The 21,209-nt window shown below is 51.3% G+C and carries 21 protein-coding genes; 12 read left to right on the forward strand and 9 right to left on the reverse strand.

All coding sequences use genetic code 11. The features are described from left to right. Nucleotides 1–6: 6 nt before the first annotated feature. The 6 genes from ABID47_RS05475 (at nucleotide 7) to ABID47_RS05500 (ending at nucleotide 7,929) form a co-directional block, all read left to right on the forward strand. Nucleotides 7–882, forward strand: coding sequence for a carbohydrate ABC transporter permease (locus ABID47_RS05475; protein WP_105442525.1), 876 nt, complete (start codon nucleotides 7–9; stop codon nucleotides 880–882). 38 nt (nucleotides 883–920) lie between these two features. Beyond that, entirely contained in the window at nucleotides 921–2,561 is a 1,641-nt protein-coding gene (locus tag ABID47_RS05480) for an extracellular solute-binding protein (RefSeq protein ID WP_354495187.1), read from the forward strand. Nucleotides 2,562–2,818: 257 nt separating this feature from the next. Then, on the forward strand, nucleotides 2,819–4,672 hold the full coding sequence (locus ABID47_RS05485; RefSeq protein ID WP_354495188.1) for a cache domain-containing sensor histidine kinase: 1,854 nt from the start codon (nucleotides 2,819–2,821) through the stop codon (nucleotides 4,670–4,672). Next, complete coding sequence (locus ABID47_RS05490; RefSeq protein ID WP_354495189.1) at nucleotides 4,665–5,471, forward strand: response regulator transcription factor; 807 nt, start codon at nucleotides 4,665–4,667, stop codon at nucleotides 5,469–5,471. Before ABID47_RS05485 ends, ABID47_RS05490 begins: the two co-directional genes overlap by 8 nt. Nucleotides 5,472–5,486: 15 nt before the next feature. Beyond that, nucleotides 5,487–6,578: a glycoside hydrolase family 88/105 protein gene (locus ABID47_RS05495; RefSeq protein ID WP_354495190.1), complete on the forward strand. Its 1,092-nt coding sequence runs from the start codon at nucleotides 5,487–5,489 to the stop codon at nucleotides 6,576–6,578. Between the two features lie 148 nt (nucleotides 6,579–6,726). Further along, complete coding sequence (locus tag ABID47_RS05500; RefSeq protein WP_354495191.1) at nucleotides 6,727–7,929, forward strand: macrolide family glycosyltransferase; 1,203 nt, start codon at nucleotides 6,727–6,729, stop codon at nucleotides 7,927–7,929. A gap of 73 nt (nucleotides 7,930–8,002) precedes the next feature. On the opposite strand, the gene ABID47_RS05505 is transcribed toward ABID47_RS05500, so the two are convergent. From ABID47_RS05505 to ABID47_RS05545, 9 genes are all read right to left on the reverse strand, one after another. Further along, nucleotides 8,003–8,779: a glycerophosphodiester phosphodiesterase gene (locus tag ABID47_RS05505; protein WP_354495192.1), complete on the reverse strand. Its 777-nt coding sequence runs from the start codon at nucleotides 8,777–8,779 to the stop codon at nucleotides 8,003–8,005. Next, on the reverse strand, nucleotides 8,721–9,794 hold the full coding sequence (locus ABID47_RS05510) for a CehA/McbA family metallohydrolase (protein ID WP_354495193.1): 1,074 nt from the start codon (nucleotides 9,792–9,794) through the stop codon (nucleotides 8,721–8,723). Before ABID47_RS05510 ends, ABID47_RS05505 begins: the two co-directional genes overlap by 59 nt. After that, nucleotides 9,791–10,261, reverse strand: a complete 471-nt coding sequence (locus ABID47_RS05515) for a hypothetical protein (RefSeq protein WP_354495194.1) — start codon at nucleotides 10,259–10,261, stop codon at nucleotides 9,791–9,793. The genes ABID47_RS05510 and ABID47_RS05515 overlap by 4 nt, the downstream gene beginning before the upstream one ends. After that, nucleotides 10,258–11,103, reverse strand: coding sequence for an ABC transporter permease (locus tag ABID47_RS05520; protein WP_116230060.1), 846 nt, complete (start codon nucleotides 11,101–11,103; stop codon nucleotides 10,258–10,260). Before ABID47_RS05520 ends, ABID47_RS05515 begins: the two co-directional genes overlap by 4 nt. Then, the gene (locus ABID47_RS05525; RefSeq protein ID WP_089547722.1) at nucleotides 11,100–12,263 is read right to left on the reverse strand and encodes an extracellular solute-binding protein; all 1,164 of its coding nucleotides are present in this window, start codon (nucleotides 12,261–12,263) and stop codon (nucleotides 11,100–11,102) included. Before ABID47_RS05525 ends, ABID47_RS05520 begins: the two co-directional genes overlap by 4 nt. Before the next feature lie 51 nt (nucleotides 12,264–12,314). After that, nucleotides 12,315–13,340 carry an ABC transporter ATP-binding protein gene (locus ABID47_RS05530; protein WP_354495195.1) on the reverse strand — a complete coding sequence of 342 codons (1,026 nt, stop codon included), beginning with the start codon at nucleotides 13,338–13,340 and terminating at the stop codon, nucleotides 12,315–12,317. A 33-nt stretch (nucleotides 13,341–13,373) separates the two neighbouring features. Next, entirely contained in the window at nucleotides 13,374–14,198 is an 825-nt protein-coding gene (locus ABID47_RS05535; RefSeq protein WP_076164462.1) for an ABC transporter permease, read from the reverse strand. Nucleotides 14,199–14,232: 34 nt separating this feature from the next. Beyond that, a complete protein-coding gene (locus ABID47_RS05540) occupies nucleotides 14,233–15,237 on the reverse strand; it encodes a LacI family DNA-binding transcriptional regulator (RefSeq protein WP_354495196.1) in 1,005 nt (334 codons plus the stop codon). Between the two features lie 623 nt (nucleotides 15,238–15,860). Then, the gene (locus tag ABID47_RS05545) at nucleotides 15,861–16,220 is read right to left on the reverse strand and encodes a helix-turn-helix domain-containing protein (protein WP_354495197.1); all 360 of its coding nucleotides are present in this window, start codon (nucleotides 16,218–16,220) and stop codon (nucleotides 15,861–15,863) included. 163 nt (nucleotides 16,221–16,383) lie between these two features. Between ABID47_RS05545 and ABID47_RS05550 the strand changes: the two genes are divergently transcribed. The 6 genes from ABID47_RS05550 (at nucleotide 16,384) to comA (ending at nucleotide 21,138) form a co-directional block, all read left to right on the forward strand. Continuing rightward, on the forward strand, nucleotides 16,384–16,983 hold the full coding sequence (locus ABID47_RS05550) for a nitroreductase family protein (protein WP_354495732.1): 600 nt from the start codon (nucleotides 16,384–16,386) through the stop codon (nucleotides 16,981–16,983). Between the two features lie 122 nt (nucleotides 16,984–17,105). Next, complete coding sequence (locus tag ABID47_RS05555; RefSeq protein WP_354495198.1) at nucleotides 17,106–17,480, forward strand: winged helix-turn-helix transcriptional regulator; 375 nt, start codon at nucleotides 17,106–17,108, stop codon at nucleotides 17,478–17,480. A gap of 72 nt (nucleotides 17,481–17,552) precedes the next feature. Beyond that, nucleotides 17,553–18,101, forward strand: a complete 549-nt coding sequence (locus ABID47_RS05560) for a cysteine hydrolase family protein (RefSeq protein WP_354495199.1) — start codon at nucleotides 17,553–17,555, stop codon at nucleotides 18,099–18,101. A 362-nt stretch (nucleotides 18,102–18,463) separates the two neighbouring features. Further along, nucleotides 18,464–19,102, forward strand: a complete 639-nt coding sequence (locus ABID47_RS05565; RefSeq protein WP_076164478.1) for a glycoside hydrolase family 11 protein — start codon at nucleotides 18,464–18,466, stop codon at nucleotides 19,100–19,102. A gap of 158 nt (nucleotides 19,103–19,260) precedes the next feature. Further along, complete coding sequence (locus ABID47_RS05570; protein WP_251676485.1) at nucleotides 19,261–20,103, forward strand: formylglycine-generating enzyme family protein; 843 nt, start codon at nucleotides 19,261–19,263, stop codon at nucleotides 20,101–20,103. Nucleotides 20,104–20,271: 168 nt separating this feature from the next. Next, nucleotides 20,272–21,138, forward strand: coding sequence for a phosphosulfolactate synthase (comA, locus tag ABID47_RS05575; protein WP_354495200.1), 867 nt, complete (start codon nucleotides 20,272–20,274; stop codon nucleotides 21,136–21,138). Nucleotides 21,139–21,209 lie beyond the last annotated feature (71 nt).

A 21,209-nucleotide genomic window follows, 5' to 3' on the forward strand; every position in this document is an offset into this window, starting at 1 on the left:
CGAATCGTGAAGCTCACTCGAGGCGAATCCATTTTTATCGCTACCAACTATTTCGTACTGTCGCTCATTACGCTCATTATCATGATTCCGTTCTGGTATGTTCTATGCGTGTCCGTAACGCCATACTCGATCTTCAGCGAAAAGAACGGGCTGGTGTTGTTCCCGACATCGCTCAGCTTTGATTATTTCGCCTACTTGCTCAAGAAGGGATCGCTCATCTATAACGCTTATGGGGTGACGATCCGTAATACAGCCGCCGGTGTCCTGCTTGCGCTTCTGCTTACGGCAGCGGCTGCTTACTCCCTGGCGGAGAAGAAGCTGCCCGGCCGGCGGATCATTATGCTGATCTTCGTGTTCACGATGTTGTTCAAGGGCGGTTTAATTCCGACATATATCACGATCAAAAATTTAGGTCTGCTGAACACAGACTACGTACTGATCCTGGTCATGGCCTTTAGTGCCTTTAATATGATCATTATGAAATCCTTCTTCGAAGGTATTCCAGACAGTCTGAAGGAATCTGCTGCAATTGACGGGGCATCCGAGATCAGGACGCTGCGTTCGATCGTTCTTCCGATGTCGATGCCGGTCATTGCCTCGATCGGCTTGCTCTACATGGTGACGTACTGGAACGATTTCTTCAATGCGCTTCTGTATGTCACGGACTGGCACAAAGCGCCGGTGCAGCTCGTATTGCGCACCATCATCGCGAGTTCCAGCCTGCCGCCTGAATTGCTCGAAGCGGCAGGGAGAACGCCGCCGCCCACGATCGGAATCCAAATGGCGGCTATTGTCATCGTAGCGCTGCCGATGATGGTTCTGTATCCGTTCATTCAGAAGTATTTTGAACAAGGCATGCTGATCGGTTCAGTTAAAGGGTAATCAACCATTTAAGTGAAATTACAGGGGGATGTCTGTATATGTCAAAGACAGTTAAACATTGGGGTTACGGCGTACTCGCCGCCTTACTTTTGGGAACGCTTACGCTGTCGGGATGCGGCAGCAACAACGATGGAGGCGGGAGCGCAAGCCCCGAGCCGGGAAATCCGTCAGGTACGTCTGAAGCGACTGGGGAACAATCCCCTTACGAGCTGAAGTGGCTGAAGGCACAGGATATTTCACTGCCATATGACCCTTCGAAGGACGCGGTGAAACAAGCGATTGAGGCCAAGCTGAATATTAAGATCATCCCGGAGATGGTCGATGTCCAGCAGTACAAAACGAAGCTGAATCTCAAGATGGCGAGCAGCGACATTCCGGACGTGACGAAGATCGATTTTGCCGATGACTTTCAGAAATACGCGCAGCAAGGAGCTTTCGTTGATCTGACCGACCTCATTAACGAAAAGGACACGCCGAATATTATGAAGGAAGTACCGCCGGATGTGTTCGAGCAGGCGAAGGTGAACGGCCGCATCTACGGGATTCCGTATCAGGGCGGGCCGGGGGCGGGGTATCGCTGGGACTTGGTCATGCGTAAGGACTACATGGAGCAGGCAGGCGTTTCCGTACCAAAGACGCTTGACGAATATTATAACCTGCTGAAAAAGGTCAAGGAGCAGCATCCGGATGTCATTCCGCTCGGCGGTTATACGTCCCAGATCGGACAGGTAAAATTCGCGAACAATTCCTTCGACAACGTGTTCGGCGCGTTCGGCGTCACACCCGGTTTTTTCACAGAGAAGGATGGGAAATTCAGCAACTATGACATCGATCCCCGGATGCGTGACGCGCTGCTGTTTCTCCAGAAGATGTACAAGGAAGGTCTTATCGACAAGGAGTTTTCGACGATTAAGGAAGAGCAGCTGCGTGCAAAAATTTTCAGCGGCAAGGTGTTCTCCTGGATGGGCTGGTGGTCGACGGCCAGCGATTACGACACGCAGATCGAGACCAATGAACTGATCAAGAGCGGTAAACTGGCCAAGGACGGTTCACTCCCGAACCAGGCTGATCAGCCCTTCAAATACTTGACTTTGACCGGGTCACTGCTGGGGACGGACGGTACGGCCGTTGCGCCAATGGGGGCACCGTTCTCGCAGATGAATGCTATTAGCGCAAAAACAAAAGACCCGAAGCGCGTACTGTCGATCATCGAGGATTCGCTATCCGAGGAGAACCAGATGTTGACCGTCTGGGGCATTGAAGGCGAGGACTATTCCCTCGTAGACGGGAAGCTTAAGACGAACACGACCCTCGTCGATCCGAAGACACAGCAGGATCCGAAAGGCAACTTCAGAGGCACGCAGAGCTATCTATTCGCTCCAGGACTGAAGGGCTGGCCGCATTACCTTGAGTCGCTGCCGCTGCGGTTCTCCGAAGCACTCGGCGTCGCGATCAACAATGAGCATCAAATCACCGACGCTTCCAATTACCTTGAATCGCCGACGAAAATCGCCAAGCTGACAGAGCTGGATACGATGCGTGACTCGGTATTCACTCAAATCATTATGGGTGCTGACATCAAGAAATTCGACGAATTCGTAGAGAAATGGAAGTCGCAAGGGGGCAATCAAATTCTGAGCGAACTAGAAGCTTCCTATCAGAAAAAAGCAGGCAAGTAAAAACGTAACGTCAGCAGCCTTCCTGGTGTAATCCGGCCATCCCGGAAGCATTGGGGAGGTGCTTTGCCGTTTGAATAGAGAACGTCTCGGTTTCAGAGGAACGCAGCGGGTGAAAGCCGCCGGCATCTCACGATATTGCAGGAGATTTAGGCGGAAAGAGGGAAGAAGCTAAATAAAGCGTTCGCCTCCACGATGACTATAGATTGTGATTTACTTGGAGGTTTAAGGAAAACAATTTGGCAAGGGAGGGTTTGGTGATGGTCACGAATAAGCGCCACACCAGCTTGCTGGCCCGGATCAGTCTGCCGGTTTTTGCGCTGGTCGTGACGGTCATCGCCCTGTTCGCCGCTTCGGCAAGCTACCTTCTCATCCGGGTGCAAAATGAACATACGCGTCAGATGGCGGAACAATCAATGAAGTTCGTGCACCGCAATCTGGAATATCAGCTGGACACAATGAACAATATGGCCGCCTTTCTGCTGTCCAACCAATCGATCGAAAATTTGCTCGAGACGGAGCATTCAGCTCCCTACGAAGCGGTCAACGACTTCTTCACCCTGCAGACGAATTTGCAGAATCTGTCTCTCTTGTCACTGTTGAATGATGCCAATTCCGGCAGTATCGTTCAACAGACCTATGTCGTCGCCGTCGCGTTGGAGCCGGAGAGCGGCCTGTACACCCTCGCGACCGACCATTTCGACCCGGTGACCGGCATTTACAAATCGACGGACCTGAAGAACGAGAGCTGGTATCGTGATCTGATCTCCGGAGGGCGTCGCAACGTCTGGTGGGGACAAAAGGCTGGACGCTCGGGGATGGCGATGATCTATTCGGCAACCAAGAAAATTAGCACCAAGGACGGCCGCGTGATCGGCTCTGTCATGATCGGGGCGGATACCGGAAGCATCCGGAGCCTGTTCGAGAACGCTGCGCTGACATCAGGCTTTCACCTTTTGGTGGATGAAGAAGGCCGTGTCATTTACAGCGAACGGTATGCATTTCTCGAACCGGCCGGCGGGCTTCCGTTCGTTCGATCGGCCAACTGCGATGGAAGCTCGGCCGACGCGAAAGTGGAAGGGACGGTGCACCGTGTCACGTGTGTAAAAATGGACAATGGCTGGAAGCTTTTGACCGCCGTTCCAAAGAGCCACTTCGGCAGATACACGTTTGCCATCTCGGCGATCGGCGTTTTGGCTGCGATCGCAGCCGTACTGATCGCGGGACTGTGGCTGCGGCGTATCGTCATACGGGTTACCGTTCCGATTACCCGGCTCGTTAACGCTGTTCAGCGTCCCGAAGTGCTTGCATTCCGTGAGCCGCTGCCCAAATTGAAGTCAGGCATTCACGAGGTTGAGACGCTGAACGAGAAATTCGCGTCCATGCTGGTTACGCTTCACGGCCTGATTGAGAAGAGCTTTGAGGAGGAGATTGAGCGGCGCCAGCTTCAGTTGGAACTGCTGAATGCCCAGATCAACCCTCATTTTCTATACAATACACTTGATCTGATCAATTGCCGTGCCATTTTGGCCGGAGACCGGGAGACGAGCGCGATCGTGCGCTCGCTGGCCAATGTGTTCCGATTCGGTTTGAACCGGGGCCAAACGTGGATCTCCTTGGACAATGAGATCAAGCAGGTAGAAGCCTATTTACACATCCAGCAAATGATGCACGACGATCTGCTCGCCGAGTTTCATATCGCTTCCGATCTGCACGACATCGTCATTCCTCACTTTATTCTGCAGCCGCTTGCGGAGAATGCCATCGTTCACGGCTTTGCCGGGCGAACGGACGATTGCCGTATCGCGATTACCGCACAGGCGGAAGGGACTACGCTTATTCTGCGCGTCGAAGACAACGGAAAGGGATGCAGCATAGAGGAGCGCAATCGTGTGCTGCGGGAGCAGGAGTCGGGGGAACACGGATTAACGTCAAACTCATCTGCCGAGAACGGTTATGGAACGCTGAACGTGCATCGGCGGATACAACTGCAATGCGGGCCAGGCTTTGGGCTGCGCTACGTGCCCGTGGACGAAGGAACATGCGTTGAAGTTGTACTCCCGCTGCGTTCCCATGTTCAAATCGACCCTGAGGAGGAATCGCCTGATGTATAAACTGCTGATCGCCGAGGACGTCAAACTCGTCCGGGAGACGCTGTCGCGCTCCATCGACTGGGAGCGGCTCGGCATTGAACTCGTCGGAACCGCCAAGAACGGAGAGGAAGCACTCGAATGGTTGAAGCGCGATCCTCCGGATCTGCTCCTTACCGATATCGGCATGCCGAAGGGGAATGGCCTGGAGCTGATTGAGGCGTTCCGGGCCAGCAAGCCGGACATGAGGTGCATCATCCTGTCGGGGCTGAACGAATTCGAGTACGCGCGGCAGGCGATCAAGCTGCAGGTGCAGGAATACATTATGAAGCCAATCGATCCGGAGGAGATCGAGCAAGTATTCGCCAGAATCGTTGCGGAGCTGCACAAGGAGCGGGAGGAACAGCGCGGTGTCGAGCTGATGGAACAAAGGCTTAAGGATCGACTGCCCAATTTAGCCCAGACGCTGCCAATGGCTGAGTGGTCCGGCAGCCTCAAGAAGAAGAAGCTTGTCGAACAAGCGATCCAGGCTATTCGTGAAAATTATTCGCGGAAGGATCTGTCGCTTTGGGACGTTGCCAATGAGGTTGGCCTTAGCGAGAAGTATGTAAACGCGCTGGTCAAGGAAGTGACCGGCATGACGATCAACCATTGGATCGTCAAACTGCGTATGGAAGAGGCGGCCCGGCTGCTGAAGGATCCCGCGAATCGGATTTACGAGATATGCGACCGGATCGGTTATGCTGATCAGGACCATTTTCGCGAAACGTTTAAGAAGCAGTTTGGACTGACCCCTACAGACTATCGAAACAACTACATTTAAAGGAGCGATCAGGGAATGCAAATGGAACAAACGGACCTGAAGGCTGCGGCGGACCGCGTCTATCGCTATCTGATGTTCAGCAGCCCGGAGAGCTGGGGCGGACACGAATGGGCTGAATGGGCGATGGAACGGAACCGCTGGGATTGGAATCCGGGAGTCGGCTTAATCGCGGCAGCCGATTATGGAGCCTTCTGCGGAGCGGAAGGGATGATACAGGCAGTAGAGGTCTGGACGGAGCAAAACATTGGCGGATCCGAGAAGCTAAAGGTCATTAACTCACTCGCACCCTACGCGATATTCCCCTTGCTCTACCGGCAGACCGGTAACCGCTTCTACAAGGACAAGGCAGAGGAGATGGCGATTTGGTTAATCAAGGAGGCGCCGCGAACAAGAAATGGTGCGTTTGAGCATACCGTCACCGAGAGCGCCTCGTTTAGCGAGCAGGTATGGGCGGACACCGTCTTCATGGCCATCCTCTTCTTGGCCCGGACGGCCCGGTTAGCAGGGAGAAAAGTGCTTGCGGAAGAAGCGATGAGCCAGACGCTGCTGCACCTTCAGACGCTGCAGGACAAGGAGACGGGGATGCTATTCCATGGTTGGAACGGCGAGACGGGGGATTGGATGTCGGCCGCACGGTGGAATCGGGCTAACGCCTGGATTGCCGTTGGCGTGCCCATGATTGCAGAAGAGGCGGGCGAACTGTGCGGCGACATGAAGCTGATCGGCGAGCTCCGCGAACGATATTCGCGATTAGCCGAGACGCTCGTCCGCTGTCAAAATGAGAGCGGCTTGTGGCCGACGGTCTTGGACCGTCCCTACTTTTATGAGGAGACGTCGGGTTCCGCAGGCATCGCCTGCGGATTGTACAAAGCGGTACGCGCCGGATGGATTCCTGCGGAATTAGCACTTGCCAGCGCTGATCGCGCAGTCGCCGCCGTTCTCACGCAAGTTCGTGAGGATGGCGCTGTCCTTGGCGTCTCGGGAGGTACGCCAGTGCTGGGTAGCGTCGAGGCTTACGATCATGTCCCGACTTTTCCAACGCTTTACGGCCAGGGGCTCGTTCTGCTGCTGTTCGTGGAGAAGCTGCGGATGATCGCTTCAACATGACGATGTCGCTGGATGGATACATTAATGACGCGAATAGGCGACATCTGGGTGACTTGCACACCATGCCCAAGAAGACTAGACTTGTTGAAACAGACCAGCTTACTGACATAGGGTTTACCATTGTAATACAGGAAAGGAGTATTTGAATATGGCACGCGTTCTATTTATTAATGCCGGATCAGAGGGGCATATCAATCCGACGATTGGCGTTGTTCAGGAGCTGACCTCGCGCGGTGAAGAGGTTGTATACTTTTGCATCGAAGCTTTTCGGGAGAGGTTGGAGAAAGCGGGAGCGGTCGTACGGACAATTGACGACCAGAAATTTATCAAAGCCTTTATCTCCGGCGGAAGAAACTATTTGCTGGAAAGGGTCAACGGTCTCTTGCTGACGGCTGATGTCGTGATCCCCAGCGTTCTTGAACAGATCCAGGGAGAGCATTTTGACTATATCATCCATGACTCCATGTTCGGCTGCGGACGTTTGCTGGCGGAGATTCTTAAACTTCCCGCCATCAGCTCTTGCAGTACTTTTGCAGAGTCCAAACCATCTTTCGACCATACGATGGAACAATTTTTCAACGATGTCCCTGAAGAGATCACTAAACCGATCAACGATAAGTATCAAAGCCTGACGGCCATGATCCAGCAAAAATACGGCGTCGAGATCCATTCTCCTTACGAGGCGTTTTGTAACCCTGCATCACTTACGATTGTCTATACAGCAAGGGAGTTCCAGCCGGGAGGGGATACATTCGATCCGTCGTATAAATTTGTGGGTCCATCCATCACTTCGCGGTCCATGGAAGATGACTTTGACCTTTCTGAAATCCAGGGGAAAAGCCCGATCTACATTTCACTGGGCACCGTCATGAATCAGGCGCTGGATTTCTATAAGCTTTGTTTTGAGGCATTTGGAAGTTCCGATCATACGATTGTTATGTCGGTCGGGAGTAAAACCCCGATATCCGATTTAGGAGACATCCCGGATCATTTCATCGTCAAAAGTTATGTTCCGCAAACCGAAGTGCTGCAGTACGCCCAACTATTCATTACTCATGGCGGGATGAACAGTGCTCATGAAGGCCTATACTTCGGAGTTCCGCTTATTGTCCTCCCGCTCAGCGCGGATCAGCCTGTCATCGCGGGGCAAGTCACCCGTACCGGTGCGGGCATGACCTTAGACATGCAGAGCTTGACGGCCCATCAGCTGAGGGAAGCAGCAGACATGGTTTTAAGCCGCGCTTCTTTCAAGGAAGCCGCCGCAAGGATGGGCGAATCTTTACGCAAATCAGGTGGCTACCGGCAAGCGGTCGATCATATTTTCGAATTCAGAGATCGGCATTCGAACTAAGGCGGAAGATCTCCGTTTATCCGCTGCTGATGAAGAGTGGCAAATTGAGATCGTACAGCAAAAGGTCCCGGAATTATTCCGGGACCTTTGTTGTTTCCGTAATCAGACTTCTCTTGAGCCGGACCAAAGCATCGACGTTCCGCGTCGTGATGGAGGCGACCCCCATACTTGCGAACCGTTCCATCCATGTCTCCTCATTGACGGTCCACACGAAAACCGGAAGCGAGCGGGCTGCAGCCAGTTCCAACAGTTCCTCTCTGACCAGCTGGTACGGAACATTGAGGCCGATGCAAGTTGCGGCAGCTGCATCCTCACAGGTACGACGGACGGCATCCGTATACTCTTGGGTTAGAAAAAGCTCCGTGTCGACATTGAGCAGCTTTCTAAGCTCCGGTTGCGTTTGCTGCACAAGCATGGCCCGGTCGGGTCCGCAGCCTGTCAGCAAGACTTGGTCCACCATCTTGTAGTGATGAATGAGCGCCGCAGCCGCTTCGACGCTGTCATCGGTTTTGAGATCCAGATTCGCGGTGATACCGGCAGCCTGAACCCTGGCCAGCATCTCTTCCAGCCTTGCGATTGTCATTGTCCCGGATTTGCCGGCGTAGTCTACGCTGAGAACCAGCTCCTGCAGTTCTGCCATATTCATTTTCGAAACATGAATGAGCCTGCCGTCCTCCGTCCGCCATTCATCGTCATGGGCAAGCACGGCGATCCCGTCCCTGGTGACCCGGACGTCTTCTTCAATAATGTCGGCGCCAAGCCGGATGCCGGTCTTGATCGAGGATAGCGTATTATCGAGCGTATCCATACAGCCGCTGTGTGCCGTGATCAGTGGAAATGGTGCTGTCATTGCGCGTTATCACACCTCCCGGTTCATTAAAATAAATGGGGTTGGTAAAAGCGATCATCGTGCGGATTCCGCGGATTGTTCCCCACAGCTCCGCACGCACCCACCGCAATCCTTCGCGTGAAAGCGTCACATTGCAGCCCTTGCTATCTGCAGCATAGGGGAGTTCCGATACCATACCAAGATTGCTGTGAAAGCGCAAGGTATAGAGTTGTTCCGGCAGCTCCCAATGCTCTTTCCGTGCCTCGAAATCGGCAGCTGCCTGCAGTTCGATCGTGTGATCCGGCGAAGTTCCCTCTGGGACGGCATCCCCTATGCCGTAAAGTTGGCCGCCGAAATGGACGCCAAGATCGAGCCGCGGCCCAAGAGTGACGGAGGCTCTTCCAGCGGAAAGGGCTGCGACCGCCTTGTCGGTAATCGAGCCTCCATGCTCTTCCATAAGCAGATACGTGACGGACAGCGGTTCATCCGTCTGTTCCTGGCGGTGCCAATCCCGTCCGGAAGTCGCCGCGATCCGGAAGCCTTCGTTCAGCTTGTCAGTCCAGAGGCGAAATGCGCGGGCGTTGTTATTTTTCAGCGGGGCAAAGGTCGTGGACCACACTTCGATATAATCAAGGTCATTCCAGTCACGGAGCTCGAATTCCCAATAGCAGCCGGTGCACATGGGACTGCCGGGGCGAAAAGGGTGGGCCATGCCGGCGATACCGCCTTGCTCGTGCACTCGGGCGAGTCCAGCGTGAATGTCACCAGGACCTACCGGACGCCAATCGATATAGTCCTTTACGCCAAGCGTCACCATATGTCCGAAAAAGGTGGTCCATTCCATGCCTTGAATGATGTTCATGCCCGTCTGCTGCTCAACCGTCTCTTTATTCCATAAGCCGGACATCGTGTTGTGGTCTGTCAAGGCGATGCAGTCAAATCCAAGAGCTTTTGCGCCGGCAGCCAATTCTTCCAGGCTCTGACCTCCATCACTGTGAAAGGTATGGGTATGAAGCTCACAAGCCATCCAGTTCATCCATGGTCCTCCTCATGCCAGATTTGCAGCGAGTAGCGGCAGTCGTCCGTCACGATGGCATGCAGGCTCAGGGTAACCGTCCACATGCCTGCCTGCAGCGCCCCTTTGCTCAGTCCGGGAGACGATTCAAGCCCGGAAATAAACAAATGCTGCTCCGGATCATGGCGGTGGGCAGCCCCGCGGTGGCCGGAAGGGTCGTCAACGGACAGCGTGATCAAATTTTTCAGCGGAAGGTAGGACTGCCATTTGGACTTGGCCTGTTCACGGAGTTCATCCTCAATATATCGGTCAAGACCCTGCTCAATCAGCATTTTCGCCTTGGCGCCATCCTTCAGATTTTTCGGACTGTAGGAAAAGTCGATTTTCATCCGCCCTCCGGATTCGGCCAGAAAAAAACGGTAAGCGATATGCGTTTTGGAGCACTCCGGCGTTACAGCTCCCTGTACGTTAACGAGTAAAGTATTCATGATGAACGCACGCTTTCTTCTTTGATCATGGAGCGGATATAGAAATATCCGACAAAAGAGCAAAGCAGGAAGGTAAAGAAAGCTGTGGCCGCCGCCAGCTGGCGGTCCTGAAACACACTGAAAATTTGCTCCATAGACACGCCCAGCATTTGCGGCGCATTGGGTCCAATCAGAAAGGGAGCGGTGAAAGAACCGATCACGCCCATAAATACAAAGGTAAGGGCGACGAGCAGCGTCTTGAACGTCAGCGGCAGAATGAGCCGGAAAAAGATTCTCATCCGTCCGGCACCCACATCCTTTGCGCTTTCAATGACTGCATCGGGTACGCCCGACAAGGCCGAGCCCAGCAGCATCGTCGTAAACGGAATATTAAACCAAAGATTCGCGAGAATGATGCCCTTCATGTCAAATATAATCCTTGGAAAGCTGTCCGTACCCAGATGGTACAGGATCCTTGCCATCCAGCCATGGTTGCCGAGAAGCTGAATCAGGCCATACGTCGCAATGACCGATGGGATAAAGATCGGTATCATGTAGGTGCGCCGGATCCACCGTACCGCAAAGCCGTTATTGAACCGCATATACACAGCCAGCGAATAGCTGATAAGCAAAACCAGGATGGAGGAAACAATGGTAATTTCCAAGGTGAAAATAATGTTGGAGCGCATCAGTTTGTCCGTGAACAAATAGGTGTAATTGGATAAATCATACCCGCCGTTATCATTCTTCAAGCTTTCGCGGAGTGAACTCATGATCGGGATGACGACAATCAGCACCAGCACGAGAAAGGAGGGAAGGACCATGGAAATGCCCAGGATCCCTCTTTTGAATGATTTACTCATTGTGCAGCCACTTCGCTTTGCCAGCGTTTGTTGATGTCTTTGTCCAGATCGCCAATGTTGAACGAACGGAATCCTTCGGAAGCGCCTTTAAAGGAATCCTGTACCTCCTGAGACATGTTCGTCAGCTTGATGCCCGGGAAGCCGTGCATTTTATCGACGACGACATTCTGGGCTTCAGGCGACAGCACAAAATCAAGGAATTTGTACACAGCGTCTTTCTTCTCGGATAATTTCGGTACCATCAAGTAAGTCGGTCCGCCGTTAAATCCAGGCGTGATTTGCGTAATTTTTGTCGTTTCCGGGAGCTGTCCTTTATCCAGCTGATCCAGCACCATGTCGGACCAAGCCGGAATCATGTCGACTTCGCCGCTCGTCAGCAGATCAAGCGTACCTTGGTTTTTCTTAGGATAGATGCCCTTGCCGTACATGTATTTGCCCAGATCCTTCAAGAGGGAGAATCCTTGATCCCATTGGCTTTCAATGCTCGGATCCGTGTTGTGAATCGCGTCTTCGGGCAAAAATTTGTAGATGCTGGTCGTGACGAAGGAGCTTCCTGCACCACCGGTCGACGGATCGTTGTAGGCAAACCGCTCCGGATGGCTGCGGATCCACTCATATACTTCATCCAGCGTTTTCGGCACATCCTTGACGGTTTCGCTGTTATAGGCAAGGACAACCGCCGAGGAGCGGTAAGGGATCGCGAGGTTAGACACATCGTTCAGCGTGTTTTGGTCCACGTTGTTCAAATTCGGAATATGGTCCGTGCTTAAATTGTCCCATAAATCGTCCTTTTGCCCTTTGGTCACCACACCGAGGCCATCTTCAAAGAGGTCAATATCACCCGAGCCTTTGCCGGATTGTTTCGCGGCAAGAATGCGGTCATAGGTCGGCTGCGCTCCGGTGCCCGATGGCACGTAGACGGCTTTAACCTTGATGTCGGGATTCTTTTCTTCGAACATCGGAATCAAATTTTTCCACAAATCGTCCACGTTCTGTGATCCGGAATAATAAAACGAAAATTCGACCTGTTTGCTTGACGTACCCGTACCTTCAGCAGCCGAACTCGCGCCGCTGTCCTTACTGCTGCCGCAGCCGGACAACAGAGAAGCCGCGAGGACAAAGGAAGTAACAAATGCAAATGCCGATTTCTTATTCAACATGGAAGTAAACCCTCCTATAGGTTTGTAAAGTTGGTTGATTCCGATTACGTCTTACGGATACGCGATAACCTTAGCAAACTGAACGGAAACGGACTGCCCGTTAGACAGTTCATTGATTTGATCGCGTGCCTGGAAGGCGCGGATGGTGCCATAACCTTGTACATCAACGGAAACTTCGGCATAATGCCCGAGGATCATGATTTGCTTGACTGTGCCCGGCAGACCGCTGCCGCCGGCCTGATCCAGAATAATATCTTCCGGCCTTACGGCAACCGTGACATTGCCCGTGAGACGGGAGGGGTTCGGGAAGCGAATAGAACCAACCGTAATTTGATCTGCGTCAATCACCCCCTTTACGAAGTTCATTTTCCCGATGAACTGAGCCACATAGAGTGACTTCGGCGCATCGTAGATCTCCTGGGGGGAGGCGATTTGTTCAATGTTGCCGTGATTCATAACGACAATCCGGTCCGAAATCGACAATGCCTCTTCCTGATCGTGGGTGACAAAAACCATGGTCAGGCCGGTATTGGCCTGGATTTCCCGCAGTTCCTCGCGCATCTCGTGCCGGAGCTTCGCATCCAGTGCCGAGAAAGGCTCATCGAGCAGCAGGACGGCGGGATTCAGCAGGAGCGACCTGGCAACGGCAATCCGCTGCTGCTGGCCTCCGGACAGCTGTGCTGGGAATTTGCTGCCAGCTCCCGGAAGACGAACCAGCTCCAGCACGTCCTGAATCGCTTTTTCCCTGTCCTTCTTTTTGATTTTGCGGATTTTCAAGCCAAACGCGAGGTTATCATGGACCGACATATGCGGCCACAAATTGTAGCCTTGAAATACCATGGATGTAGGCCGTTTCTCCGGCGGAACCTTGACCACGCTCTTTCCTTCGATCAAGATGTCTCCCGAGTCCGGTTCAAGAAAACCGCCGATGCTGCGCAGCACCGTGGTCTTTCCGCATCCGGAAGGCCCAAGCAGGGTGATCAATTCTCCTTTCTGCACGTCCAGCGAGATATCCGATACGCCGTCGCCAGTTTTATAGCGTTTGGACAGGTTTTGAATTGATAACTGAATGTTCATAGGGACCTCCTTAATACATCTATCGCGATCTATTTATTTGATCTGGAAACCGCTCGCCAGCACGTCCGCGCTGACGAAACGCTGGGCAGCCACCAGCAGGATGATGGAAGGCGCCGTTAAAATGATGGAGAACACCGCACCGGCATACGCCGGATAATCGCTGATAATCGAATACATGACGATCGGCATCGTTTTGAAATCGGGAATACCGACCAGGAAGGTGCCCTGTGCTTCATCGAGGGAATTCAAAAAGGTGAAGATCGAAGCCACCAGAATCCCGGGCAGGGCCATCGGCAGCGTAATGCTGCGGAACACGCGGAACGGGCTGGCGCCGACGTCTCTCGCAGATTCTTCCTGCGCCGTATGAACGTTCCGGAACGCGGAAGTCGGGATCCAGGTCATGAACATCAGCACATTAATAATGTGGATCAGGATGACCCCCGCCAGCGTGTTCATCAGACCAAACTTATAGAACAGCACGGCGATCGACACGTACAGGCCCATTTTGGGGAAAGCATGGGTGAGGAGGAAGGAGAACAGGAAAAATCGGCTTAACGGAAAACGGATCCGGGCAAATGCGTACGCCGCCGGGATGCAGAGCACGATCGATATGCCCGTCACCAGCGCTGCGATCACAAAGGAAAGCCCGATGGATTTGGCGATGTCCTGCTGCTGAAAGACGAAGGTCCACCATTTGAGCGACCAAACGGAGGGAAGCAGATCGGGATAATTCCATTTGCCTGTGAAGGCCAGAATCGCCAAATTGAGCAGCGGCCCCATAAAAAAGATGACAAACACGACAAGTGCAACAAATTCAAAGATTTTCTTTGGTCCGATGGCTTTGAAATACCAGCGCATGGATCAATCTCCTTTCGTTTTTACTAATATGGATTTAAGTAGATTGACGAATAATCAGTTCGGGCACCAGCTCAATATCCAGCTCGTTAACCGGCTGCTGGTCAATCAGCTTGTCCAGGAGGGTGCAGGCGGTTCTGCCCATCGCTTCCGTGTCCACCTTGATGGTCGTTAGGGAAGGGGTATAAATGGAGGCGACGTCGATGCCATCAAAACCGATAACAGCCACTTGGTCCGGAATGCGGACCGATTGCTCGATCAGAAATTTCATCGCACCGAGCGCAATCATGTCATTCGTCGCAAAGAGGGCCGTATAGCCTCCTGACTTGAAATCAGGCCAATGCTGCCGCATCATTTCGTATCCTTGCTCAAAGGTGGATGCCTGCGGGTAGGCGAGCGATGACGGATCGAGAGGAGATCCAACACCATTCAAATAATCGCGAAAGCCGTGCAGTCTTAAATAATGGCTCCGGTGGGTCTGCGGTCCGGCCAGCACGAAGATTCGCCTGTGCCCTAGACCGGTCAAATATTCGGCTGCCATCATGCCTCCGTCCTGATCCCGGTTAACGACATGTACCACATTGTCGACATCGGTAGATCCGTTCACCATGACGTAAGGAATGCCAAAGTTGTGAATATAATCGATCACATTTTGCTGCAGCCGGCTGATCAGAATGAGTCCGTCCACGCGTTTCTCCAGCATAAAATCGGCGGATCGAAGCGACATCTCATGATCTGTCGTCACAAAGACGGAATAGTTCATGCGGGCCGCGGTCGCCAGAATGGCATCCACAATTTTGCCGTAAAACGGGTGGGACGCAATCGGGTATTCCCTGCGGTAAATCAGGACTCCGATGTTGTGCGTCCGCTGGGATACCATGGCCCTGGCTACAGCGTTCGGCTTATATTGCAGTTCTTCAATGACTTTAAGCACCGCGTCCCTTGTTTCCGGGTGAATATACCCTTTTCCCGAAATCACTCTGGATACGGTTGACTTGGACACCCCGGCTAACTGGGCAATTTCCCGGATCGTATGACTCATGACTAACCCCGCTTTCTGAATGTGAGACCGTTCCCACATCCCAAGATTAACTCGTGAATGTAAGCCGCGTATGAAACGAATTGGCGATCATTATAAAAGCCAATCTCGATGAAAGCCTTTTAATAATCCATATTTAGGGAAAATGACATTAGAACCGCTTCGTTAAGCTTTACATCCGGAAGGAGCAGCATCGTGCCCGGAACGCTTCAAGGCCCAATACATGAATGCTTAAGCTCATTTCGGTTCGATCCAGAACGAGAGGAGTTGGCTAAACGTGGATTTTGTAAAATGTCGGATTGTAAAACATTCGTAAAATGGATTTCTGCTGTCGTGGAACCCATTCGATCGAACCAAAACCGTCGAAATCGGACCATTCAAAGAGAAGCCATGGGCTTCCCTTCTATGAATTTTTAGACCAGGTTCGCATTTAAGGTGGTGAAATGAAAGTGATATGAAGGGGAGTTTACTCTTTGAAAATAAGCATGCCCGGGTAAGAGGGAGAATGATGGAACGATAGCAGGGGAAGAGTGATGAAGACGGGTTGTATAATGCTGCGAAAAGAGAGAGGGGAAGCATCTAAATCTATCGGATCTCATTGCGGTAGGAGGCGACTTGATGGTTTGTTACCAGGTGCAGTCCTCTGCCGACTGTAGGGAGTCTTGAAGAAAGTGTTTTGCGTCGTCCAATTTTTTCTGTAATTCTTCAATTTCATTCATCTTCTCTTCGATGATTTCCAACTGTTGTTCTCGCGCAAGTTCTTTTCGGGAAAGGATATCCTTAATCTCATGAATCGAGAAGCCGGCTGAGAGTAATGATTTTAGACTCATCATGAATGGGATTATTTTTTCGTCATAGGCCCGGTAATTATTTTCATCTCTTACCATGTAGGTCTCCGGGATAATCCCCTTTTTTTCATAGTAGCGGAGGGTTGAAATCGGCAAATCCACCATTTTGGAAACGTCGCTAATCTTCATCGAAATCATGCCAAATCCTTTCTTGCTATGAACTATAGTTCATAGTTTATGCTTTCCTCATGATAACTTAATGAATTTCAAAGGGTCAAATGAGTTATCAGAATACACATCAAAAAAAGAGGAGAGGTATCCATATGAACATTACGATGAAAACAATGATTTTACCCATATTATGAAAGGGAGACGTTCGATTCGGGTCTATGACCCCGCTTTTAAAATATCCAGAGAAGAGCTTAAAGAGATGATTGAAGAAGCTGCCACAGCCCCATCTTCAGCAAATTTGCAGCCTTGGCGCATCGTTGTCGTTGAAAGCGAAGAAGGGAAAAATACGTTGCGGCCTTTGATCCGCTTCAATACCCAGCAAAATGACACATCTTCGGCCATGCTGCTGATCTTTGGGGACATGAAATCTTATGAGTATGCGGAAGAGATTTTCAATACGGCGGTGGAACAGGGGAAAATGCCGCCGGAAGTCCGGGACCGGCAATTGGAAAGCATTCTTACGATCTATCCTTCGCTCCCTAAAGAAGTTGTAAATGACATTGTAAAAGTGGATAGTGGATTGCTGGCCATGCAGCTCATGCTCACCGCCAGAGCTCATGGTTATGATACCAATCCTATCGGTGGATTTGAGACGGATCAAATCGCAGCTGCTTTCGGATTAGATCCGGAAAGATATACTCCGGTACTCATTCTTGCCATCGGTAAAGCGGAAGAAGAAGGTTATGAGTCCGTTCGTTTGAGCGCTGATAAGATCACCTTTTGGAAATAAGCAGTTTATGATTTGCCGTAAAATGAACAAAGGCCTGGGTTACGAATCCAGGTCTTTGTTTGTTAATATGTATGAGAACGGATGGATATCAGATCCAGAGAACATGGATGGAGGTGAATTTCATGATGATTCGGGAGCAGTGCACCTGCCCGCTGGAGGTTGTTCATGACATCATCAAAGGGAAATGGAAAACGATGATCATTTATCAATTGAAAGACGGAAATACGTCCCTGGCCCAACTGGAACGGGATATTGACCAGATCACCCAAAAGATGCTGCTGCAGCATCTTAAAGAACTGATTTCCAGCGGGATTGTGGATAAAATTAAAACGGAAGGGTACCCGCTGCATGTAGAGTATTTTCTGACGGAGCGGGGAAAAAGGCTGTTGGATGCGGTACTTATTATGCAGGAGATCGGAATTGATTATATGGTGGAACGGGGACAGACGGAGCTTCTGGACCGCAAAGGCATTCCATACCCACAAAAAAGTGGGTAATTCACCATTCATGATACCGATATTATAATGCGGTAAGAAACTACTCTTACAAATTAAAGGAGACCATGACCCATGAATACCGCATTCATAATGGTAGACATTCAGAAGGATTATTTTAAAGGGGGCCGAAACGAGTTATTCCGTCCCGACAAGGCATTAACCCATGCGCAGGAAGCTTTAACTCTGTTCCGGGGCAAGAAGTTACCGATCGTTCATATTCAGTGTATTCTTCTCGATGACAACGCCACATTTTTTCTTCCCGGTACGGAAGGGATTCAACCGCATGAAGGCATCTTACCCGAGCCTGGCGAAAAAGTGATCATCAAGCATACGCCGGACAGCTTCTTCCAAACGGAATTACAGCAGCATCTTGAATCGCTGAATGTAACCCGGTTAGTCATTTGCGGCATGATGAGCCACATTTGTATCGATTCTACCGTAAGATCCGCAAACCGTCTGGGTTATGAAGTTCTCGTGCTTGATGAAGCGTGCACAACCAGAGATTTACTCTGGGATGGTGCCGTGATTTCTGCACAAACCGTTCATAATACGTTTATGGCATCCTTGGACGGCACTTTTGCTCAAGTGATCCCAACCAGCAGTCTCTACGAGCGGATCTAAGCTTCATACATAGACTTTAATTAGTCGACACGTAGTCGACACGTCGTATAATTAAGATTCAAAGGGTTACCCCAAATATTCTCTATTAACTTACCCATGGTCCAAAAGCTTAAAAAAGCGCGGTCCATGGGTGTTTTTTTGTGCCCATTTTTCCCGGATGGTCCGTCGGTTTCTAAAAATTGTAAGAAAATCTATATATCATGTTTAATTTGCGAAGTGTTATGTAACCGCTGTCATTTTATAATTTTCACAGAAAGGAGGAAAGGAAAAAGAGAAGGACTAGCCGTGTTGAGCACAGCAGAGCCAAGAGAATCCAATGGCAGACAGTTGTAAGGTGCAAAAAAAACATGAGGAGGCAGTTTATGTTGAAACGGAGTAAAAAATGGTTAACGGTCGTTCTTGCAGCTTCCATGAGTCTTGGATTATTTGCAGCTACCTCAAATGCAGCCACGACGGACTATTGGCAAAATTGGACCGATGGCGGGGGCACGGTGAATGCCGTCAACGGATCCGGCGGAAATTACAGCGTGACCTGGCAAAATTCCGGGAACTTTGTTGTCGGCAAAGGCTGGAATACCGGATCGCCTAACCGGACGATTAACTATAATGCCGGCGTCTGGGCGCCGTCCGGAAATGGATATTTGACGCTCTATGGATGGACGAGAAATTCCCTCATTGAATATTACGTCGTGGACAGCTGGGGAACTTACCGGCCTACCGGAACCTACAAAGGAACCGTGACGAGTGACGGGGGCACCTATGATATTTATACGACCATGCGGTATAACGCGCCATCCATTGACGGCACACAAACCTTCCAGCAGTTCTGGAGTGTCCGGCAGTCGAAAAGAGCGACCGGGGTCAATTCTTCCATCACGTTCAGCAATCACGTCAACGCATGGAAGAACGCAGGCATGAATTTAGGCAGCAGCTGGGCTTATCAGGTATTGGCAACGGAGGGATACCAGAGCAGCGGAAGCTCTAACGTAACCGTGTGGTAATCAGCATGAGGCTGCTTTTCATAAGTCATACACATTAATCCATCCAGACATGTTGAAGGCCGTTTGCCATCAGACGAACGGTCTTCGACGTTGAAGGATACTGGCATCGGTCCGCCGCGGTCTATCTTTTTCCTATTCGTCCTAAAGGAGAAATCCCTATGAGAAAGCTATGGGTTTGTATTTTACTAGCAGCTATGTTTTTGGCCAGCGCTTGTTCACAAGAAGAAACGGGCAAGCAGGAAGATATGGTGTACGTTAAAGGCGGGACTTTTAAGAGCAATGGCTCCAACTATACTGAAACAAGCATGACCCTTTCAGACTTTTATATCGGCAAATACGAGGTTACCCAAGCGGAGTGGGCCAACGTCATGGGCAGCAACCCCTCAGCATTCAAAGGCGATCAGCTGCCGGTAGAGATGGTGAGCTGGTATGACGCCGTGGAGTATTGCAACAAACGAAGTATCCAGGAGGGCTTAAAACCGTTTTACAACATAGACAAGGATCATAAAGATCCGAACAACATAAACGAAAACGATCAAATAAAATGGACCGTAACGGTCAATCAGAAAGCGAACGGTTACCGGCTGCCTACAGAAGCAGAGTGGGAATATGCCGCAAGCGGAGGTCTGGAGGGCAAAGGTTTCAAATACAGCGGAAGCAATAAAGCCGAGGATGTCGCATGGTACTGGAGAAACGCCGGGGATAAATATTTATCAGGGGATTGGAACTGGCCGGTTATCGAGAGCAACCACAACCGGACGAAACCGGTCGGTACCCGGAAATCCAATGAGCTGGGTCTTTACGATATGTCCGGCAATGTAAGGGAATGGTGCTGGGACTGGTATGGCGACGGCACGGTTCGTCAAGGCGGTTCCTTCCGGGTTGTGAAGGGGGGCGGCTGGATCGGGGATATCAGCAACACTGAGGTTTCATTTCGAGGCAAATTCGATCCCAACGGATTCGGCCCCGATCAGGGATTTCGTGTCGTCCGCGGGAAATAAAGGGGGGAAGCCCTCTTTTTTTGTTGAGGAGCCAACCGCCTGATTCTCCGAAGCATTCGTCATGGAATAGAACACGCGGACCTGGGCACGTGTCATGCGTCTCCCGCATATGATATGCATGTCATGGGATTCAAACGACAAACCAAAAAGAATTGAGGGAGATCCAACATGAACAACTCCATGCGTGCAGTGTGGCCCAGGGAGTTACGTGACCCGAGCGGGACCCGCTTCGATTCCGACAAGGAAAAGAAAGACGCAGCCGTCTCTCGGGATCCGGACCGGGGATTGACGATGGTCATCGATAAAGGCCTCGGCAGAAATACGTTCGCAGATGTGATCGAAACCGCCTCGCCTTACATCGACTGCATCAAATTTGGATTTGGAACGGCCCCGCTGTATAGGACGGATATGCTTCTATACAAAATCGGCCTTGCCAAACAGCACGGCATATCCGTAATGACAGGCGGCACCTTGCTGGAAATTGCCGTTCAGCAGGATATCGTGCCTGCGTTCTTTGATACGGTGTGCAATCTTGGTTTTAATGCGCTCGAAGTATCCGACGGTACGATCGAACTGTCCCGCCAAAAACGCACAGAGCTGATCCGGGAAGGAAAGAAGCGCGGACTTCGGGTCTTTTCCGAATTTGGGAAGAAGCTGTCCGGTTCCTTGATTGATGCCGCTATTCTTGCAGATACCGTGGAATTGGATCTGGCTGCAGGCGCCGAATATGTTACGGTCGAAGCCCGCGAGTCGGGGGTCAGTGTCGGCATTTTCGATAAACATGGGGAATGCAGGGAAGATGTGGTGGACGACATCCTCAAATTCGTTCCGGATCACCGGACACTAATTTGGGAGGCGCCCCTTAAAAACCAACAGGCCATGCTCCTGCGCAAATTCGGATCCAATGTTCACCTGGGAAATATCGCTCCGACCGAAGTCATGGCACTTGAGACACTCCGGCGCGGACTTCGCCAAGACACGTTTGAATTCGGCCTCAAGGAGAAAACGCCGGATGAATTTTGTTATATGATTTAACAATGACTGCGGCCGCGTAAATCGCGGCTTGTTTTTTTGCGATGACATCCCTAAATCCCATAAAGACCATA

The sequence above is a fragment of the Paenibacillus favisporus genome (genome assembly GCF_040545415.1).
Taxonomy (GTDB): domain Bacteria; phylum Bacillota; class Bacilli; order Paenibacillales; family Paenibacillaceae; genus Paenibacillus_AQ; species Paenibacillus_AQ favisporus.

Bases quoted from the DNA above. Each gene is read 5' to 3' on its own strand.
- ABID47_RS05480 (WP_354495187.1), top strand. From the start codon at position 921: ATGTCAAAGACAGTTAAACATTGGGGTTACGGCGTACTCGCCGCCTTA.
- ABID47_RS05485 (WP_354495188.1), top strand. From the start codon at position 2,819: ATGGTCACGAATAAGCGCCACACCAGCTTGCTGGCCCGGATCAGTCTG.
- ABID47_RS05490 (WP_354495189.1), top strand. From the start codon at position 4,665: ATGTATAAACTGCTGATCGCCGAGGACGTCAAACTCGTCCGGGAGACG.
- ABID47_RS05495 (WP_354495190.1), top strand. From the start codon at position 5,487: ATGCAAATGGAACAAACGGACCTGAAGGCTGCGGCGGACCGCGTCTAT.
- ABID47_RS05500 (WP_354495191.1), top strand. From the start codon at position 6,727: ATGGCACGCGTTCTATTTATTAATGCCGGATCAGAGGGGCATATCAAT.
- ABID47_RS05505 (WP_354495192.1), bottom strand. From the start codon at position 8,779: ATGACAGCACCATTTCCACTGATCACGGCACACAGCGGCTGTATGGAT.
- ABID47_RS05510 (WP_354495193.1), bottom strand. From the start codon at position 9,794: ATGAACTGGATGGCTTGTGAGCTTCATACCCATACCTTTCACAGTGAT.
- ABID47_RS05515 (WP_354495194.1), bottom strand. From the start codon at position 10,261: ATGAATACTTTACTCGTTAACGTACAGGGAGCTGTAACGCCGGAGTGC.
- ABID47_RS05520 (WP_116230060.1), bottom strand. From the start codon at position 11,103: ATGAGTAAATCATTCAAAAGAGGGATCCTGGGCATTTCCATGGTCCTT.
- ABID47_RS05525 (WP_089547722.1), bottom strand. From the start codon at position 12,263: ATGTTGAATAAGAAATCGGCATTTGCATTTGTTACTTCCTTTGTCCTC.
- ABID47_RS05530 (WP_354495195.1), bottom strand. From the start codon at position 13,340: ATGAACATTCAGTTATCAATTCAAAACCTGTCCAAACGCTATAAAACT.
- ABID47_RS05535 (WP_076164462.1), bottom strand. From the start codon at position 14,198: ATGCGCTGGTATTTCAAAGCCATCGGACCAAAGAAAATCTTTGAATTT.
- ABID47_RS05540 (WP_354495196.1), bottom strand. From the start codon at position 15,237: ATGAGTCATACGATCCGGGAAATTGCCCAGTTAGCCGGGGTGTCCAAG.
- ABID47_RS05545 (WP_354495197.1), bottom strand. From the start codon at position 16,220: ATGATTTCGATGAAGATTAGCGACGTTTCCAAAATGGTGGATTTGCCG.
- ABID47_RS05550 (WP_354495732.1), top strand. From the start codon at position 16,384: ATGAAAGGGAGACGTTCGATTCGGGTCTATGACCCCGCTTTTAAAATA.
- ABID47_RS05555 (WP_354495198.1), top strand. From the start codon at position 17,106: ATGATGATTCGGGAGCAGTGCACCTGCCCGCTGGAGGTTGTTCATGAC.
- ABID47_RS05560 (WP_354495199.1), top strand. From the start codon at position 17,553: ATGAATACCGCATTCATAATGGTAGACATTCAGAAGGATTATTTTAAA.
- ABID47_RS05565 (WP_076164478.1), top strand. From the start codon at position 18,464: ATGTTGAAACGGAGTAAAAAATGGTTAACGGTCGTTCTTGCAGCTTCC.
- ABID47_RS05570 (WP_251676485.1), top strand. From the start codon at position 19,261: ATGAGAAAGCTATGGGTTTGTATTTTACTAGCAGCTATGTTTTTGGCC.
- comA (WP_354495200.1), top strand. From the start codon at position 20,272: ATGAACAACTCCATGCGTGCAGTGTGGCCCAGGGAGTTACGTGACCCG.